The sequence below is a fragment of the Kitasatospora sp. NPDC017646 genome, assembly GCF_044329365.1.
Taxonomy (GTDB): domain Bacteria; phylum Actinomycetota; class Actinomycetes; order Streptomycetales; family Streptomycetaceae; genus Kitasatospora.
On record NZ_JBIRJC010000005.1, the window covers coordinates 354,949 to 371,421 of the forward strand.

Sequence of the window (16,473 nt, forward strand, 5' to 3'; positions counted from 1 at the left end):
CGGTCGGCCCCACCCGACCCGCTGCCTGCCTCCCGTACGGACCGTTCTCGCGGCCGGAGACGAAGCCGGTCGCGCCGTGCAGGAGCTCGAGGGCTACCTGTACTGGCAGGCCGAAACCGAACACGCCCGGCGAGCGGCGCGCGACCTCGCCGACCGGCTGCCCTGGCTCACCAGCGCACAGCGCCAGGACCTCGAACACCACTACACCCGTACGCACCTGCGCGTGTCCCGTGACCAGCTGGTCCGGCTGCGCCGGCGCCGCGACGAACTGCGCGCCGAATACGAGACCCGCTACCGGCACCTTCGCGCCCGGTGCGCACTCACCGCACTCCTCGTCGCCACCACGGCCGCGTTCTGTGCCGTCCTGTTCACCACCCCGCACCGCTGAGCCACGGTGAGGGCCGCGCCGTCGACGAGGTCAGCCGTGCCGGCGGCGGGGGCGGAGCAGGGCGCGGATGCGGCGGGCCGGCCGCCAACGGCCGCGCCCGCTGACGCCGCTGGAGCCGATGGCCACGGCTCCGGCGCCGGTGGGACCGCCGACCAGCGTGTGGCCGGCGGCCGCCGCGCCCGAGGCGCGGCGGCGGACGGCCGTGCGGGCGGCGACCCAGACGGCGAGCGCGGTGGCGAGCGCGGCGCCGGACCACAGGGCGGGTGCCCAGCCGGAGCCGCCGTGGAAGACGGGCGGGCGCGACCACGGCGGCAGCGAGGCGTCACCGCCGGCCGCGGTGCCGCCCGCCCCGCCCGAGGCGTTCGGGGTGAGGTCCTCGACCAGTTGCCCGACCGGCCGGACCTTGCCCGCGGCCGCGAAGCCCCAGTCGAGCAGGCTGGCGGCCTCGTCGTACACCCTGCCCTGGGCCTCGGGGTGCATCACCGTCACCAGAAGGGTGCGGCCGCCCCGTTCGGCGGCGCCGGTGAAGGTGGCGCCCGCGTTGGTGGTGTAGCCGTTCTTGACGCCGATCAGGCCCGGGTACTTGCCGAGCAGCCGGTCGGTGTTGGATATGTCGAAGGCGGTGCGCTGGCCGGTGTTCTTGTCCAGGCCGCCGGGGAAGCGCGCGGTGCGGGTGGAGCAGTAGGAGCGGAAGTCGGCGTTGCGCAGCCCGGCGCGGGCGAACAGCGTGAGGTCGTAGGCGGAGGAGACCTGGCCGTCCATGTCGTAGCCGTCGGGCGAGACCACCTTGGTGTCGCGGGCCTGGAGCGACTGGGCGCGGGCCTGCATCTCGCTGACGGTCTGCTGGATGCCGCCGTTCATGTTCGCCAGGACGTGCACGGCGTCGTTGCCGGAGCTGAGGAAGACGCCCCGCCAGAGGTCCTCGACCCGGTACGGGAGGTTCTCCTTCACGCCGACCAGACTGCTGCCGACACCGAGGTTGCTGAGTTCTGCCGGGGTGACCTGGTGCTCCAGCGTGCGGTCGAACTTGGGCAGCACGGTGTCCGCGAACAGCATCTTGAGGGTGCTGGCCGGGGGCATCGGCTGGTGGACGTTGCGGGCGGCGAGCACCTCGCCGGTGCCGGCGTCGGCGACCAGCCAGGACCGGCCGGTCAGTTCGGCGGGCAGGGCGGGGGCTCCGGCCAGCGGAGCGACCTGGACGTCCGGACGGCCCAGCCGCTCCCCGCCGACGGGGGAGGTGGCGGCGTCCTGGGCGAGGGTCGTCGCGGCACCGGCGGCGAGCACCAGGGCGGAGGTGGCGGAGGCGGCCACGATCCTGGCGACGGACGGTGGCTTCTGCTGCACTCGCTTTGGCTGCACAGGGCGAACGTACCGGCGCCGCCGCCGGACCGCCGGGCCTGCTGCTCCGTCCGGAGCCACCGGTCGCTTCAGGGGCCCGCGCACCCGTTGCCGCGCGGCCGCGACTTCGGTGGTCGGCGGCCGCGCCGAAAGTCGGTTGGGCGGGCGGTCGCGGGTTCCTACGCTCGGGGTATGAAGAACCTGCTCGGCTACCTCGGTTTCGTGCTGATCCTGGGCGGCGGTTCCGGCCTGCCGTCCGACCGGCTCGGGGGTTTCCGGCTGTTCGGATTCGTCCGCTTCCCGGTGCCGGGCGGCCACGAGACCGCCGGGTACGCGGTGCTGCTGGTGCTCGGCGTCCCGCTGGCGATCCCGGCCGCCCGCAACGGCTGACCCGGCCCGCCCGAGGGCTCAGTGCCCGGGCCCCGAGGCCACCCCGTCGAGCAGCACCGCGAGTCCGGCGCGGAAGGCCTCCCGGCCGCCGTCCTCGGGTGCTCCGCCGCCGGCGCTCTGCAGAGCGGTGAGCAGCGGGAAGCGCTGCGGGAAGTCCGGTGCCAGTTCGGCGAGTCGGGCCGATCGGGCGTTCCACCAGTCCTCGTCGGCGACGCCGGTGGCGGCCGCCGCGCCGCGCGCGTCCGCGGTGGTGGCGGCCGTGCCGCGGACGAACTGCCAGAGCGCGGCGACCGCCCCGCGCAGTCGGTCCGGGGCCAGTGCGGCCGGTCGGAGGGCAGCCAGCAGGCTCTCCATGGCGGCGAGTTCGGCCGGTCCCAGGACGGGGCGGGCCTGCGAGACCTGGAGCACCCAGGGGTGGCGCAGGTAGCACGCGTGGAGTTCCTCGGCCCAGGCGGTGACGGCGGCCCGCCAGCCCTCCGACAGCGGGAGTTCGCCGGGGACTTCGGCGAGCACGCGGTCGTGCATCAGGTCGAGCAGTTCGGCCTTGCCGGGCACGTAGGTGTAGAGCGCCATCGCGGTGCAGCCGAGCCGTTCGCCCACGGCGCGCATCGACAGGGCGGCCATCCCCTCGGCGTCGGCCACCGCGATTCCGGCGGACACGATCGCGTCCGTACTCAGGCCCGGTTTCGGGCCGCTGCGCCCGGTGCGCGGTTCCTCGGCCCGGCCCCAGAGCAGGGCGAGCGAGCGATCGGCGTCTCCCTGCCCGGCGTAGACGGTCATCCAGGCGTCTCCTTATGGCGTAAAGTAACCACGCGGCGGTAACTCTTTATGCCGTAAGGTTATCAGGATTCCGAACCGAAGGGGTTTCGCGATGACACTGCCCGTCACCTTGGTCGAGGTCGTGACGGTCGACCGGATCACGCCGCGCACCGCCCGGGTCACCTTCGAGGCCGAGGCCCTGGCCGACACCGTGGGCACGACACCCGACCAGCAGCTCAAGCTCTGCTTCCCGCGCGCCGGGCAGCGCCGGCCGGTGCTGCCCGCCCAGCAGGACGACCCGATGGGCTGGTACCAGGCCTACCTGGCGATCCCCGAGGACGAGCGCCCGCTGCTGCGCAGCTTCACCCTGCGCCGCCGGCACCCCGGCACCCGCCGGATCGAGGTCGACTTCGTGCTCCACGGCGACACCGGACCGGCCGCAGCCTGGGCGCTGCGGGCCGCGCCGGGGGACCGGCTCGGACTGGTCGGCCCGTCCGCGCTGTACGCCCCGCCGGTCCCGTTCGCCGAGGCCGCGGCGGAGGCCGACTGGGTGCTGCTGGCCGGGGACGAGACGGCGCTGCCGGCCATGGCGACGCTGCTGGAGGCGCTACCCGAGGGGGCGCGGGCGTACGCCTGGATCGAGGTCGCGGACCGGGCGGAACGTCAGGAGTTGGGCAGCCGCGCCGAGCTGGAGGTGCAGTGGCTGTACCGCGACGGTGCGGCCCCGGGCAGCGTGCTGACCGAGGCGTTCCGGGACTGCGTGCTGCCCGGCGGTCAGCCCTTCGTCTGGCTGGCGGGGGAGGCGGGCGCGGTACGGGCGGTGCGCCGGTGCCTGGTCGAGGAGCAGGGGGTGCCGAAGGAGGACATCGACTTCACCGGGTACTGGCGCCACCGGCTGACCCAGGACGACGCACCGACGGCCGAGGACCTGGCGGACGCCCAGGAGCGGCTGGCCGCCTCCGCCTGACGGGCAGGGCCGGAAACGCCGGGCGGCCGGGGTGTGTGGACGAACTCCCCGGCCGCCCGCCCGGCGCTGCCGAAGCCCGTTGTTTCGACCGCGGTCGACGGGGAAGGAAGGGTCGAAGTGTCGACAAGTAGGCAGCCGGTGGCGATGTTCCGCCTGTGGCCAGAGTTCGCCATCGACACTTTTTGCTGGTGGATCGGTCAGTTCTCACCGTTCTCTGACCGGCCCTGATCGGTGAAAAAGGGGCGGAGACGGCCGGATTCATACTGTGTATTTTACTTTCTGATGGTCATTTTTACTTTCTGATGGGGATTTACCCCCTTGTCGTGGTCGTGCCGGATGCGCTGGAATGCGTCCGCTGTCGGGACGCGCGGTCCGGAGCACACGCGTCCGACCAGGATCCGGGTACGCTCAGCCGTGCAACCTGACGTCTCATCAGACGAAAGGATGTCCATTGATCGGCTGGCGCAAGACCCAGCTAGCAGCCGCCGTCACCGTCACCGCCGCGTCCATGGTCCTGAGCCTCGGGACCATCGCGAGCGCAGCTCCGGCCCAGGATCCGCAGAACGCCCAGGCGGCGTCCTCGGACGGGGCGCCGGCGCCGGTGATCGTGATCCTGAAGGACCAGATAGCGGACGCCCCGGCCGACCACGGCCACCTGGGCGCCCGCCAGCAGAAGACCGCCAGCTCGCAGGCGCCGCTGCTGGACAAGGTCAAGGCCAACGGCGGCACCAACGTCAAGAGCTTCGTGGTCGGCAACGCCTTCTCGGCGACGGTCAGCCCGGCCCTGCGCGCCTCGCTGCAGGCCGACCCCGCGGTCGCCGCCGTCGTCGCGGACACCCAGGTCCAGGTCGCCCCGGTCGCCGGGGCCAAGGCGAAGAAGGACGCGGACACCGCGGCCGCGCCGTCGGGCAAGTCCGGCGACGCTTCGCAGGCCGTTACGGGCAGCAACGGCCAGGCCTCCCAGGAGAACGCCACCAACACGGTGTGTCCCTCGGACCCGTCCAAGCCGCTGCTGGAGCCCGAGGGCCTCTACTCGGTGCACGCCTACACCGGCAACGGCAACCCCGGCGTGGAGAACCTGGCCACCGGCAAGGGCGTCAAGGTCGCCTACATCGCCGACGCGCTCGACCCGAACAACCCGGACTTCGTCCGGGCCGACGGTTCGCACGCCGTGGTCGACTACCAGGACTTCTCGGGTGAGGGCTGGAACGCGCCGAGCGGTGGCGCCGAGGCCTTCGGTGACGCCTCGGCGGTCATCGCCCAGGGCCGTCAGACCTACGACGTCTCGCAGTGGGTCAACGCCTCGCACCCGCTGCCGGCCGGCTGCAACATCCACATCCGCGGCCTCGCCCCGGACGCCGACCTGGTCGCCCTGAAGGCCGGCGGCGAGATGATGTCCAACTCGTCGATCCTGCAGTCCATCGACTACGCGGTGCGGGTCGCCCACGTGGACGTGCTGAACGAGTCCTTCGGCGGCAACGTCACCCCGGACAGCGGCGCCCACGACACCATCGCGCTCTTCAACGAGCAGGCCGTCAAGGCCGGTGTCACCGTCGCCGTCTCCACCGGTGACGCGGGCCTCAGCGGCACCATCGGCACCCCGGCCACCGACCCGTACGTGATCTCGGTCGGCGCCTCGACGGACAACCAGAACTACCAGCAGACCGGTTACGCGGCCTCCAAGTTCTCCAACGGGACCTGGAGCAACAGCCGGATCTCCGCGCTGTCCTCGGGCGGCTTCACCCAGGCCGGCCGGACCCTCGACCTGGTCGCTCCGGGCGAGTCGGACTGGGCGCTGTGCACCGCCGACACCTCGAAGTTCGCGGACTGCACCAACTTCAACGGCAAGGCCACGAACATCCAGTCGTTCGGTGGCACCAGCCAGGCGGCCCCGTTCGTCACCGGTGCCGCGGCCCTGGTCATCCAGGCCTACCGCGACACCCACGGCGGCGACTCGCCGTCCCCGGCGCTGGTGAAGAAGTTCATCACCGGCACCGCCTCCGACCTCGGCGTCCCGGCCGAGGAGCAGGGCGCAGGTCTGCTGAACGTCCGGGCCGCGGTCGAGGCCGCCCGCGGCTACGACGACGGCGACGGCACCGACGGCGCCCGCACCGTCGTGGTGAACACCGGCCAGGTGAACATCTCCGGCACCCCGGGCTCGACCCACACCGCCGACGTCTCCGTCACCAACACCAGTGACGAGACCCAGTCGGTGAGCGCCACCACCCGCAGCTTCGCGCCGCAGGCCGCCAACCAGCAGACCGTCAAGCTGGACTCGGCCGCGACCGACACCTTCAAGTACGCCACCAACGGCGTCGACTGGGTGCAGAAGCAGGTCAAGTTCACCGTTCCGGCCGGTGCCGACCGCCTCGCGGCGTCGATCGCCTGGCACGGCGGCCCGAACCCGGTCACCAACGGCCCCGTGGTCCGCATGACGCTGCTCGACCCGTCGGGCCGCTTCGAGACCAACACCCGTCCGCAGGGCGGCGCCACCCCGGCCAACTACGGCCTGGTCGACGTCCCGCGCCCGGTCGCCGGCGAGTGGACCGCGGTCCTCTACACCCCCGCGGGCAAGGCCGGTTACACCGGCGACGTCCAGTTCGGCACCTCCACCCAGCGCGCGGTCCCGGCCGGCGCGGTGAGCCCGAACACCACCGACCTGAAGCCGGGTGAGACCAAGACCCTCAAGGTCCAGCTCACCACCCCGGCGACCAGCGGCGACAGCAGCGAGGCCGTCGTGGTCTCCAGCTCGAACGGCAACACCACCAGCGTTCCGGTCGTGCTGCGCAGCCTCGTCCCGGTCAAGGACGGCAAGGGCACCTTCACCGGCACCATCACCGGTGGCAACGGCCGCGGCTCCTCGCCGACGCAGATGTTCGCCTACGGCTTCGACGTCCCGAAGGGCCAGAAGGACCTGCGGGTCGGCGTCACCGTCGCCAAGGACGCGAACCTGCTCATGCAGGGCGCGCTGATCAGCCCGAACGGCACCCCGATCGACATCGAGGGCAACGCGCTGTTCGACGCCCAGGGCAACGTGACCGGCACCACCAACGGCGTCTCGGCCACCACGGTCAACCCGGCCGAGGGCCACTGGCGCTTCGTCCTGAACGTGCTCGGCCCGGTCAGCGGCCAGGAGCTCTCGCAGGACTTCGCCGGCACCGTCGCGTTCAACCAGAACCAGGCCACCGCGGCCGGTCTGCCGAACGACGCCAAGACCAAGCTGGCGGCCGGCAAGCCGGTCACCGTCAACGTGAACTACACCAACAACACGGTCGCCACCCAGTCGATCGCGGCCGACGGCCGCCTCGACAAGCGCGTCGACCTGCCGCTGGTGCCGCAGGGTGCCTCGGCCAGCCTCAACCTGCCGCTGAGCCTCAGCTCCTCGGTGCCGAGCTTCCTGGTGCCGCCGGGCACCGACCAGCTCAAGGCCGTGGCGGCGTCCTCGACGCCGGCGCAGATCGAGCTGAGCGCCACCACCGCCTCGCCGGACCTCTTCGGTGACCTGAAGAAGGCCCAGGACGGCTCGACCATCTCGGTCGTCACCTCCAAGGGCACCGCCGAGCAGCCGGTCGTCCCGGGTGCCTGGGGCACCTTCGTCCAGCAGATCGGCCCGTTCGGCCCCGCCGGCGCGCCGAAGGGCACCTCCACCATCAGCGCCACCGCGCACACCCTGGCGTTCGACCCGGCGCTGAGCTCCAGCACCGGTGACCCGTACGCCTCCGGTGTCAACGCCTCGGCCCCGGCCGCCGCCCCGGTGACCGTCGCCCCCGGCGCCACCGGCTCGCTGCAGGTGACCCTCACCCCGACCGGCCCGAAGGGCAGCACGGTCAAGGGTGTGCTCTACCTGGTGTCCGGCCCGACCTTCGTGCCGACCGCCAACAACAGCCTCGGCACCACCGGTTCGGTGCTCGCGGCGATCCCCTACAGCTACACGGTGAACTGACGCTCAATCAGTTCAGCACTGACAGGCTGAGGCCGAGGCCGTCCCGGAACTCCGGGGCGGCCTCGGCCGCTTCGGCGTCCCGGGGGTTCCGGACCCGCGGCACTGGGCAGGTTCGGAACGAAGTGACCTTGTCGGGCCGAACCGGGAGCGGGAGTTGAACGAGGCGATCGAGCACAGCCACGTCGAGGTGAACGGCGTACGGCTGCACCTCGCGGAACAGGGTGAGGGGCCGCTGGTCCTGCTGCTGCACGGCTTCCCGGAGAGCTGGTACTCCTGGCGGCACCAGTTCGCGCCGCTCGCCGCGGCCGGGTACCGGGTGGTCGCCCCCGACCAGCGCGGCTACGCCCGCAGCTCGCAGCCGGAGGACGCGGACAAGTACACCCTGCTGCACCTGGTCGGCGACGTGACCTCGCTGATCGGCGCGCTCGGCGCGGAGCGGGCCGTGGTCGTCGGGCACGACTGGGGCGCGCCGGTCGCCTGGGCCACCGCGGCGCTGCGGCCGGACCTGGTGCGCGGCGTCGCCGGGCTGAGCGTGCCGCCGCTGCCGGCCGGGCCGGGCACGCTGGAGGCCGCGCGGGAGAACTTCGGCGAGGGTTTCTACCAGATCTACTTCCAGGAACCGGGCCGCGCCGACGCCGAGTTGGCCGCCGACGTGAAGTCCAGCCTGCGCCGCATCCTGTGCGGCACCCAGCCCGGCCGCGAGCCGCGGCCCTGGGTCGTCCCGGAGGGCGCCAAGCTGCTGGACACCGTCCCGGAGCCGGAGCGGCTGCCGGACTGGCTCACCGACGCGGACCTCGACGCGTTCGCGGCCGACTACGCCCTGCACGGTGCGCGGGCCTTCACCGGGGGGCTCAACTGGTACCGCAACATCGACCGGAACAACGAGCTGATGACGGCGTTCACCGGTCAGCGGATCGACGTCCCAGCGCTGTACGTGACCGGTGAGCAGGACCTGGTGAACGCGATGATCGCGCCCGAGGTGGTGGCACACCTGTTGAAGGAGCTGACCCCCAGGCTGCACCGGCACGTCCGGCTGCCGGAGACCGGGCACTGGACCCAGCAGGAGCGCCCGGCCGAGGTGACCGAGGCGCTGCTGGACTTCCTCGGGAGCCTGGATCGCTAGCCGTTCGGTCCGGCCTGGCCACCGGTCCCCGCGCGGGCGGTGACCAGGCCGGATTCGTAGGCCGCGACGACCGCCTGGGCGCGGTCCCGGACGTCGGGCTCGCCGAGGACGCCGGTGATGTGGTCCATCACCGTGGACTGGCCGAGCACCTCGATGGCGGGGCCGGCGCCGGCCCCGCCGGTGCGGACGGCAGGCTGGGTGGTGTCGCTCACCGGACCGCCTGCCCGTGCTGGACGGCCGCCTCGGCCGACTCGTCGTAGCCCAGTGGGAGTTCGGCCCGCACGGCGAAGCCGCCGTCCGGCCGGGGGCCGGTCGTCAGGGTGCCGCCGTGCAGGGCGACGCGCTCGCGCATGCCGATCAGGCCGTAACCGGCCGGGCCCGCGCCCGGTGCGGCCTCCGGTGAGGGAGCGCCGCCGCCGTCGTCCCGGACCTCGACGGTGACCCGGTCCGGGTGGTACTCCAGGCGGACGGAGGCCCGGGCGGGGCCGGCGTACTTGCGGGCGTTGGTCAGGCCCTCCTGGACGATCCGGAACACGGTCAGGCCGACGGTCGGCGGCAGCGGGCGCCGGGGCCCGTCGACGACGAGCTCGGTCGGCAGCCCGGCCACGCAGGACTCGTCCACCAGCCGCACCACTTCCTCCGCCCCGGGCTGGGGCAGGGGCGGGGCGGAGTCCGGTTCGTCTCCGGCCCGCAGGACGTTCAGCAGCTGGCGCATCTCGCGCAGCGCCAGCCGTCCGGAGGACTCCAGGGTGACCAGGGCGTCCCGGACCACCTCGGGTTGGCCGAGGTTGGCGCGGGCGCCGCCCGCCATCAGCTGCATCGTGGTGATGTGGTGGGCCACGATGTCGTGCAGCTCCCGTGCGATCCGGCGGCGTTCCTCGGCCACCGCGCGGTCGGCCAGCAGCCGGCGGTTGGCGTCCACCTCGCGCTGCCAGCGCGCGACCGCGAGGCCGGCGCAGCCCACCAGGACGGCGGAGACCGGGGCGGCGACGAGCTCCTGCCAGAGCGGGGCGTGGAACCGGCCCTGGCTCAGCGTGGTGGACACGGCCGTCACCGCGACGGCGGCCACAGTGACCGGGACGCCGCGACTGCGGCCGACCGAGAACAGGGCGACGATCAGGACGGCGCCGAAGTGCGGGCCGATCGGGGCGACCAGGTCGTCCGCCGCCTGGAGCACCAGGACGGCGGCGAGCACCGCCACCGGACGGCGGCGCCGGGCGAGCAGCGGCAGACCCGACAGGACGACGAGGGCGAAGCCCGGCACGGTCATGCCGCGGGCGCCGGACACCTGGCCGATGAACAGGTAGCCGAGCAGGTCGAGCGCACCTGCACCGATGGTCACCAGGGCGTCGGTGCGGCTCCACGGCAGGCCGGCGACGGAGCCCTCCGTTCGGCTGTCGGGCTGGTGCCCGTTCATCTGGTCCTCCTGGCTGATCAGCGCTGACCCGCCCATTCTGGCACCGGCCCACGGGCCAGGACGTGGTCCCCGAGGCCGAGCCCGGAGGGGCGGGGCCAGGACCACGGTCCCGGTTCCGCCGCAGGCGGGAGGAGTGGCGGCCCGGGTGCGGATCGTCCGCTGCTCGGACGCCCCGGCGCCCCTCCGCCTGGTGGTCTTGAGCCGGGCCGGGAACTCCCGGTACCGGGGCCGACGTTCGCGGCGGCCCTCCTCGGCCGCTCCCTCTGGTGGCCGCTGCTCCCCGTCCCGAGCGCCGCCCCCACCCCGGCTCCCCACTCCGTCCCCGCGCCGGGCCCGGCCCCGGCCCGGGACCACATCGGCGTCCGCTGACCGCCTCGGCCCCTATCCGGCCCGGTCCCGCAACGGGGCCGGGCTCCGGACGTGCCCCCGACACGCCGTAGCTAGACGGGCAGCAGGCGGGCGATCAGTTCGCCGAGGCGGCGGGCGTTGCGGCAGGAGTGCATCTCCACGACGCCCGCGTACGCCGGGGCGGCGGAGTCGCCGGTCGACCAGAGCGCGGGTTGTTCGGGGTTGAGCCAGAGGACCCGCCGGGCCCGGCCGGCGATCCGGCGCAGGGCGTCCGGGTTGGGGTCGCGGTGGTTGTTGCGGGCGTCGCCGAGGACGAGCACGCAGGTGCGCGGGCCGACGGCGTCGAGGTGGTGGTCGGCGAACTCCCCGAGGGCGGAGCCGTAGTCGCTGTTGCCGTGGTGGCCCATCACCTTGGCCTCGGCGAGGATGCGCGCGGCCAGGCCGGCCGGGTCGCCCTGGCCGCGCCGCAGCAGGTCGGTGACCTCGGCGGTGCGGTTGACGAAGGCGAACACCCGGACTTTGCTGAACTGTTCGCCCATCGCCTGGACCAGCAACATGGTGAAGTCGGCGAAGCCCGCCACCGAGCCGGACACGTCACAGAGCAGCACCAGCTCCGGCCGGGCCGGGCGGCGCAGCCGGTACGCCGGGCGCAGCGGGACCCCGCCGGTGGTGAGCGAGCGGCGCAGGGTGCGGCGCAGGTCGATCTGCCCGCGGGCGGCGCGGCGGCGCCGGGCGGCCAGCCGGGTGGCGAGTTTGCGGGCCAGCGGGTGGACGGTGCGGCGCAGTTCGGCGAGCTGCTCGCGGCCGGCGTACAGGAAGTCGATCCGGTCGGCGGTGGGGGCGACGGCGCGCTCGGCGATCCGTTCGGCGCCGCGCAGTTCGGCGACCCGGCGGCGGGCCTCGCCGGTGACCTGGGTGCGGAAGTCCCGGATGCGGCGGCGGATCTCGTCGGCGAGGACGCGGTCGGAGAGGTCCCGGTCCGAGAGGTCTTCCCGTCCGGGGCTCTCCCGCAGGGCGGAGAGGATCCGGGCGAGCAGGGTCTCCGGGGAGAGGCGGCCGAGCGCCTGGTGGGCGGACCAGCCGTCCGAGCCGGGGGTGCTGCCGGTGCCGTACCGGCCGAAGGCCTCGACCACCTCGCCGGCCAGCCGGGCCTGGGCGGCCCGGTCGTCGGCGGCGAGGGCGGCGGCGAGGCGTTCGCGCAGCTGCTCGCGCAGCGGGTCGGGGCGGCCGAAGCGGGGCGGCTCGGGGTCGTCCGGTACGGGCGGCGGGTCGGCGCGCAGGGCTTCGGGGGTGCCGACGCCGAGCGGGAAGAACAGGTCGAAGGTGGCGTCGAAGACCGTGCGCCGGCCGTCCGAGCGCAGCAGGGCGGCGGCCAGGCCGGCCCGCATCTGCTCGCGGTCGGCGAAGCCGAGCACGTCGAGCACGGCGGCGGCGTCCACCGTCTCGGCCGGGCCGATCCGCAGGCCGTGCCCGCGCAGGGCGCGGACCAGGCCGGTCAGCCGGGCGGCGGTGTCGGCGGGGCCTGCCGCGGTCACGCGAGGGTGAGCTTCTGGGCGGCCTTGCGGACGTCGTCCCGGTGCTTGAGGATCACGCCGAGGGTGTCCCGGACGACGGCCTCGTCCAGGGTGGCGGCGCCGAGCGCGAGCAGGGTGCGGGCCCAGTCGATGGTCTCGGCGACGGACGGCGCCTTGCGCAGTTCCATGGCGCGCAGCGCGCCGACCACCCGGACCAGCGAGGCGGCCAGGGTGTCGTCCAGGCCGGGCACCTTGAGCCGGACGATCCGTCGCTCCAATTCGGCGTCCGGGTAGTCGAGGTGGAGGAAGAGGCAGCGGCGGCGCAGCGCCTCGGACAGCTCGCGGGTCGCGTTGGAGGTGAGCAGCACGAAGGGGCGCTGGCTGGCGGTGATGGTGCCGAGCTCGGGGACGGTCACCTGGAAGTCGCTGAGCACCTCCAGCAGCAGCGCCTCGACCTCGACGTCGGCCTTGTCCATCTCGTCGATCAGCAGCACCGTGGGCTCCTCGCCGCGGATGGCGGTGAGCAGCGGGCGGGTGAGCAGGAACTCCTCGCCGAAGATGTCGCCGCGGGCCTGGTCCCAGCCCTCGTCGCGGCCGGCGGTGATCCGCAGCAGCTGCTTGGCGTGGTTCCACTCGTAGAGGGCGCGGGCCTCGTCGATGCCCTCGTAGCACTGGAGCCGGACGAGCCGGGCCCGGCCCAGTTCGGCGACGGCCTTGGCGAGTTCGGTCTTGCCGACCCCGGCGGGGCCCTCGACCAGCAGGGGCTTGCCGAGCCGGTCGGCGAGGAAGACGGTGGTGGCCACGGCGGTGGAGGCGAGGTAGCCGGTCCCGGCGAGCCGCTCGGCGGTGTCCGCCACCGAGGCGAAGAAGCCGGTGCCGTCGCCGTTCCCGCTGCTGCCGCTGGTCATCTGACGCGCCCCGTTCCGGTTCGCCGGGCCCGTCCGTCGGGCCCGCGCGGCGCCACCCTACCGGCCGGTCACTTGCTTGTCGCGGGCCCTCGCGCGGTGGAGCGGCGTACGACGGGACTGCTGCCCGCCGTACGCCGCTCCGGTGGATCCGCCGGTCCGGGGCGTCAGTTGACGTACAGGACCGGGTTGCCGGAGGCCGAGCTGTCGGTGACCGGGCCGTAGGTCGCGCTGAAGTAGCCGGTCGAGAAGCACAGGCCGGGGCCGGAGACCAGGGTGGCGGCCTGGTCGGCGAAGCCGATGGAGTTGCCGCTGTTCGAGGTGGAGCCGGTGATGCCGCTGGGGCTCTGGTAGACGCAGCTGACGGTGCCCAGCAGGGTGTTGAGCACCACGGTGATGCCCACCGGGCCGGCGCTGGTGCCGCTGAGGGACACGTTGTTGCCGGAGCCGGAGGTGACCGTGTTGGTGTACGGCAGGCTGGTGGCGGTGACGCTCTGCACGCTCATGACGCCGAAGACGCTGGAGGTGCAGGAGTCGAAGGACTGGCTGTTGAGCTGCTCGGTGGCGCTGCCGGGAGCGGACGGGTTGGACGTCACGGTGGCGGAGAACGACGAGGTGGCACAGCTGACGCCGTTGGTGCTGCCGGGGCCGTCGGTGAAGGTGGCGGCGGTGCCGGAGGCCAGGTTGGCGACCAGGGTGTCGCCGACGGCGATGGCCGGGCCGCTTGCGCTGCCCTGGGTCAGGACGGCGGCGGCGTTGGCCTGGGCGGGCGCCACGGCGGCGCCGGTGAGGGCGATGGCGGCGAGGGATGCGGCTGCGAGCGTGCGACGGATGCGCATGAGGGTGCCTCTCTCCGTCCCGGGGGACGGGTGGGGGAAACCCCGCGTGCGGGTGTGGTGGCATGCACGGCGGGGGAGGTGCATGGCGTACCGGAGCTCCGGCGGACCGCGAGTACGGGCGGGCCCGGCGCCACGGGCCCGCTCGTGCGGTACGGCGGTGTTGGGTGCAGTGCAGCGGTGTGGGAGTCGGCCGGTGGTGGCCTGCGCACCGACCGGTTGGAAACCTGGCAGTGTTGTAAACCGGGCGTTGCGTCAATGTCAATACAGGACACAGGAGTTGGTGATGGATCCCAAGTACCTCCGGAGTTCCGACGTGCTCCTCCTGCCGGGTGCCCGGACCGGCCGCGATCCGGCCAGGTCGATCAAGCCGGGCCCGCGCCGGCAGCCCGCCGGAGTGGTCGCCGCGACCCAGCGCGAACGGCTGCTGGACGGGCTGGTCCGGACGGTGGCCGAACGCGGCTACCAGCACGCGACGGTGAGTGACATCTGCCGGGCGGCGGGGGTGACCAGGCCGGTCTTCTACGAGCTGTTCAGCGGAAAGGAGGATGCCTTCCTGGCCGCGCACCGGTTCGGCACCGGGGTGGTGATCCGGCGGATGGCGGCGGCCTTCGCGGCCGAGTCCGACTGGTGCACCGGGATCCGCGAGGCGCTCGGGGTGATGCTCCAACTCCTCGCCGGGACACCGTCCTTCGCGACCATGGCGGTGATCGAGATCGAAGCGGTCGGGCCCGCCGGTCGGCGCGAGCGCGATCAACTCCTCACCCGCTTCCGGGCTTTCTTCGCCGAGGTGCCCCAACTGCCGGGCGGCGTCGGGATGCAGGAGATGGTGGACGCGGTGGTCGGCGGTGTGTACAGCGCGGTCTACCGGCGGATCGCCTCCGGCCGTACCGATCAACTGCCTGAAATCCTACCGGTGTTGAGCATGTTCTGCCTCGCGCCCTTCCTCGGCCCGGTCGAGGCGGACCGGCGGCTCGGGTCGAGGATTGGTGAAGATCCTTCGTGCACCCGTATTGACCCGGCCACTACCGGGCAGTAGCTTCCCAGTTACTCATCGCGCCCCGACCGGACCCACCTCGCCGCCGAGCGGCGCCGGCCCGGCCGGGACGCGCAACGCTGTCCGCGCCAGGGCAACGTGCCAGTGCCTGCACACCCATTCCATCCACAGGGAGCACACATGGCCATGTCCGAGGACGCCGCCGTCGCGGCGGAGACCCCGACACCGACCGGGACCAGAAGAGGCCGGGTACGGATCAAGCGCACCGCCCTGATGGCCGTACCGGCGGTCGCGGTCGGGGGCATCCTGATGACCCTCACCGCCCAGGGCGTGCTCGCCGCGCAGTTCTCCATCTCCGGCATGCCGTTCACCATCACCGCCGACAAGCTCGACGGCGACGGCTTCGCCCAGTTCGGCTCGCTGGACCACATGATCCCCGGCAGCCCCAACCAGGGGCACACCGGTGGTCAGGTGCTGGTCGCGGTGTCGGCGATCAAGACCGCCGAGATCACCAACCTGTGCCAGAGCGTCGACCTCGGTGGCGTCAACCTGGTGATCCACGCGGGCGACCAGGGCACCCCCGTGTCCGCCTCCGACCTCACCACCGACTCCGATCTCCTGTCCGGCGACGCGGAGTTCAAGAACATCGAGATCGGCGGCGACGCCAGCACCTACACCAAGGCCGGCGACGTCGGCAAGGGCGGCAAGGGCGTCTTCGGTCAGCAGGCCGATCACGTCCAGCTGACCCACCTCAACCAGCACAACTACGCGAGCACCGCCGTCGGGTTCAAGCTGCCCAACCTGCGGCTGAGCTTCAGCTCCAAGGGCTGCTGAGCATGACGGAGTCCGTACCGGAGCCGGCCGCGACCGGCGAGGGCGACGTGGCGCGGACCGAGGCGGTGACGGCCCAGGGGACGGCCGCCACCCCCGCCGCGGCCACCGCCTCCGCCGCGGGCCCCGCCGCAGCTCCCGCTGCGTCCGAAGCGTCCGCTCCGACCGCTGCGCCCGCGAGCCCCGCGGGCCCGGTCAAGCGTGACTGGCGGGGCGGACGACCGTTCTGGGGCGGGCTGCTGGTGACGCTCGGCGGGGCCGAGGTCCTGTTCACGCTGTGGGCCCCGCTGCCCCTCCTGCTGCACATCTCGCTGGTGGGCCTGGCGGGGTACCTGGTGCCCTCGGTGATGCTGCTGTGCGGCCTGCTGATCCTGTTCAACCCGACGCAGCGGCTGTTCTACTCCATCCTCGCGGTGCTCGCCTCGCTGGCCAGCTGGGTGACCTCCAACCTGGGCGGCTTCCTGATCGGGATGCTGCTCGGGGTGGTCGGCGCCTGCCTGACCTTCGGGTGGCTGCCCGACCAGCCGCTGCGCCGTGGGCGGCAGCGGCGGGAGGACCGGCGTGCCGCGCGCCGGGCGGCGGGGGCAGGGGTCTGACGGCCGCCGGGTCCGGCAGCCGTCGGGCGTCATCGGCGGCGCCCCGCTCGACCGGTGGTGGGAGAGCACCGGTCGGGCGGGGCGTCGCCTTCGGCTGCCCGCCTCGCGGGCCGGGAACCGG

At 73.4% G+C, this 16,473-nt stretch carries 15 protein-coding genes; 8 read left to right on the forward strand and 7 right to left on the reverse strand.

The window, feature by feature from the left end:
- Nucleotides 1–76: 76 nt before the first annotated feature.
- Nucleotides 77–388 carry a hypothetical protein gene (locus tag ACH4J0_RS11715; RefSeq protein ID WP_396238773.1) on the forward strand — a complete coding sequence of 104 codons (312 nt, stop codon included), beginning with the start codon at nt 77–79 and terminating at the stop codon, nt 386–388.
- A 30-nt stretch (nt 389–418) separates the two neighbouring features.
- Here ACH4J0_RS11715 and ACH4J0_RS11720 read toward each other — a convergent pair whose 3' ends face one another.
- Nucleotides 419–1,732, reverse strand: a complete 1,314-nt coding sequence (locus tag ACH4J0_RS11720; protein ID WP_396238775.1) for a D-alanyl-D-alanine carboxypeptidase family protein — start codon at nt 1,730–1,732, stop codon at nt 419–421.
- A 186-nt stretch (nt 1,733–1,918) separates the two neighbouring features.
- On the opposite strand from ACH4J0_RS11720, the gene ACH4J0_RS11725 reads away from it, so the two are divergent.
- Entirely contained in the window at nt 1,919–2,116 is a 198-nt protein-coding gene (locus ACH4J0_RS11725) for a hypothetical protein (RefSeq protein ID WP_396238777.1), read from the forward strand.
- An 18-nt stretch (nt 2,117–2,134) separates the two neighbouring features.
- On the opposite strand, the gene ACH4J0_RS11730 is transcribed toward ACH4J0_RS11725, so the two are convergent.
- Nucleotides 2,135–2,896: a TetR/AcrR family transcriptional regulator gene (locus ACH4J0_RS11730; RefSeq protein WP_396238779.1), complete on the reverse strand. Its 762-nt coding sequence runs from the start codon at nt 2,894–2,896 to the stop codon at nt 2,135–2,137.
- Between the two features lie 91 nt (nt 2,897–2,987).
- Between ACH4J0_RS11730 and ACH4J0_RS11735 the strand changes: the two genes are divergently transcribed.
- From ACH4J0_RS11735 to ACH4J0_RS11745, 3 genes are all read left to right on the forward strand, one after another.
- The gene (locus ACH4J0_RS11735; RefSeq protein ID WP_396238781.1) at nt 2,988–3,842 is read left to right on the forward strand and encodes a siderophore-interacting protein; all 855 of its coding nucleotides are present in this window, start codon (nt 2,988–2,990) and stop codon (nt 3,840–3,842) included.
- 451 nt (nt 3,843–4,293) lie between these two features.
- On the forward strand, nt 4,294–7,785 hold the full coding sequence (locus tag ACH4J0_RS11740; protein WP_396238783.1) for a S8 family serine peptidase: 3,492 nt from the start codon (nt 4,294–4,296) through the stop codon (nt 7,783–7,785).
- Nucleotides 7,786–7,939: 154 nt separating this feature from the next.
- Nucleotides 7,940–8,908 (forward strand): alpha/beta fold hydrolase, encoded by a 969-nt coding sequence (locus ACH4J0_RS11745; protein ID WP_396238785.1) that lies wholly within the window; start codon nt 7,940–7,942, stop codon nt 8,906–8,908.
- On the opposite strand, the gene ACH4J0_RS11750 is transcribed toward ACH4J0_RS11745, so the two are convergent.
- The 5 genes from ACH4J0_RS11750 to ACH4J0_RS11770 all read right to left on the reverse strand — a co-directional run bounded on the left by ACH4J0_RS11750 (nt 8,905) and on the right by ACH4J0_RS11770 (nt 13,931).
- Nucleotides 8,905–9,120, reverse strand: a complete 216-nt coding sequence (locus ACH4J0_RS11750) for a hypothetical protein (protein ID WP_396238787.1) — start codon at nt 9,118–9,120, stop codon at nt 8,905–8,907. The genes ACH4J0_RS11745 and ACH4J0_RS11750 overlap by 4 nt on opposite strands.
- Nucleotides 9,117–10,325: a sensor histidine kinase gene (locus tag ACH4J0_RS11755; RefSeq protein WP_396238789.1), complete on the reverse strand. Its 1,209-nt coding sequence runs from the start codon at nt 10,323–10,325 to the stop codon at nt 9,117–9,119. Before ACH4J0_RS11755 ends, ACH4J0_RS11750 begins: the two co-directional genes overlap by 4 nt.
- A 440-nt stretch (nt 10,326–10,765) precedes the next feature.
- Entirely contained in the window at nt 10,766–12,208 is a 1,443-nt protein-coding gene (locus ACH4J0_RS11760) for a VWA domain-containing protein (protein ID WP_396238791.1), read from the reverse strand.
- Entirely contained in the window at nt 12,205–13,095 is an 891-nt protein-coding gene (locus ACH4J0_RS11765; protein WP_396238793.1) for an AAA family ATPase, read from the reverse strand. Before ACH4J0_RS11765 ends, ACH4J0_RS11760 begins: the two co-directional genes overlap by 4 nt.
- A gap of 164 nt (nt 13,096–13,259) precedes the next feature.
- The gene (locus tag ACH4J0_RS11770; RefSeq protein WP_396238795.1) at nt 13,260–13,931 is read right to left on the reverse strand and encodes a Tat pathway signal sequence domain protein; all 672 of its coding nucleotides are present in this window, start codon (nt 13,929–13,931) and stop codon (nt 13,260–13,262) included.
- Between the two features lie 283 nt (nt 13,932–14,214).
- Between ACH4J0_RS11770 and ACH4J0_RS11775 the strand changes: the two genes are divergently transcribed.
- From ACH4J0_RS11775 to ACH4J0_RS11785, 3 genes are all read left to right on the forward strand, one after another.
- Entirely contained in the window at nt 14,215–14,967 is a 753-nt protein-coding gene (locus ACH4J0_RS11775) for a TetR/AcrR family transcriptional regulator (RefSeq protein WP_396238797.1), read from the forward strand.
- A gap of 138 nt (nt 14,968–15,105) precedes the next feature.
- Nucleotides 15,106–15,759: a DUF6230 family protein gene (locus ACH4J0_RS11780; RefSeq protein ID WP_030278729.1), complete on the forward strand. Its 654-nt coding sequence runs from the start codon at nt 15,106–15,108 to the stop codon at nt 15,757–15,759.
- A gap of 65 nt (nt 15,760–15,824) precedes the next feature.
- Nucleotides 15,825–16,352 (forward strand): DUF6114 domain-containing protein, encoded by a 528-nt coding sequence (locus ACH4J0_RS11785; RefSeq protein ID WP_396238963.1) that lies wholly within the window; start codon nt 15,825–15,827, stop codon nt 16,350–16,352.
- The last annotated feature ends 121 nt before the right edge of the window (nt 16,353–16,473 follow it).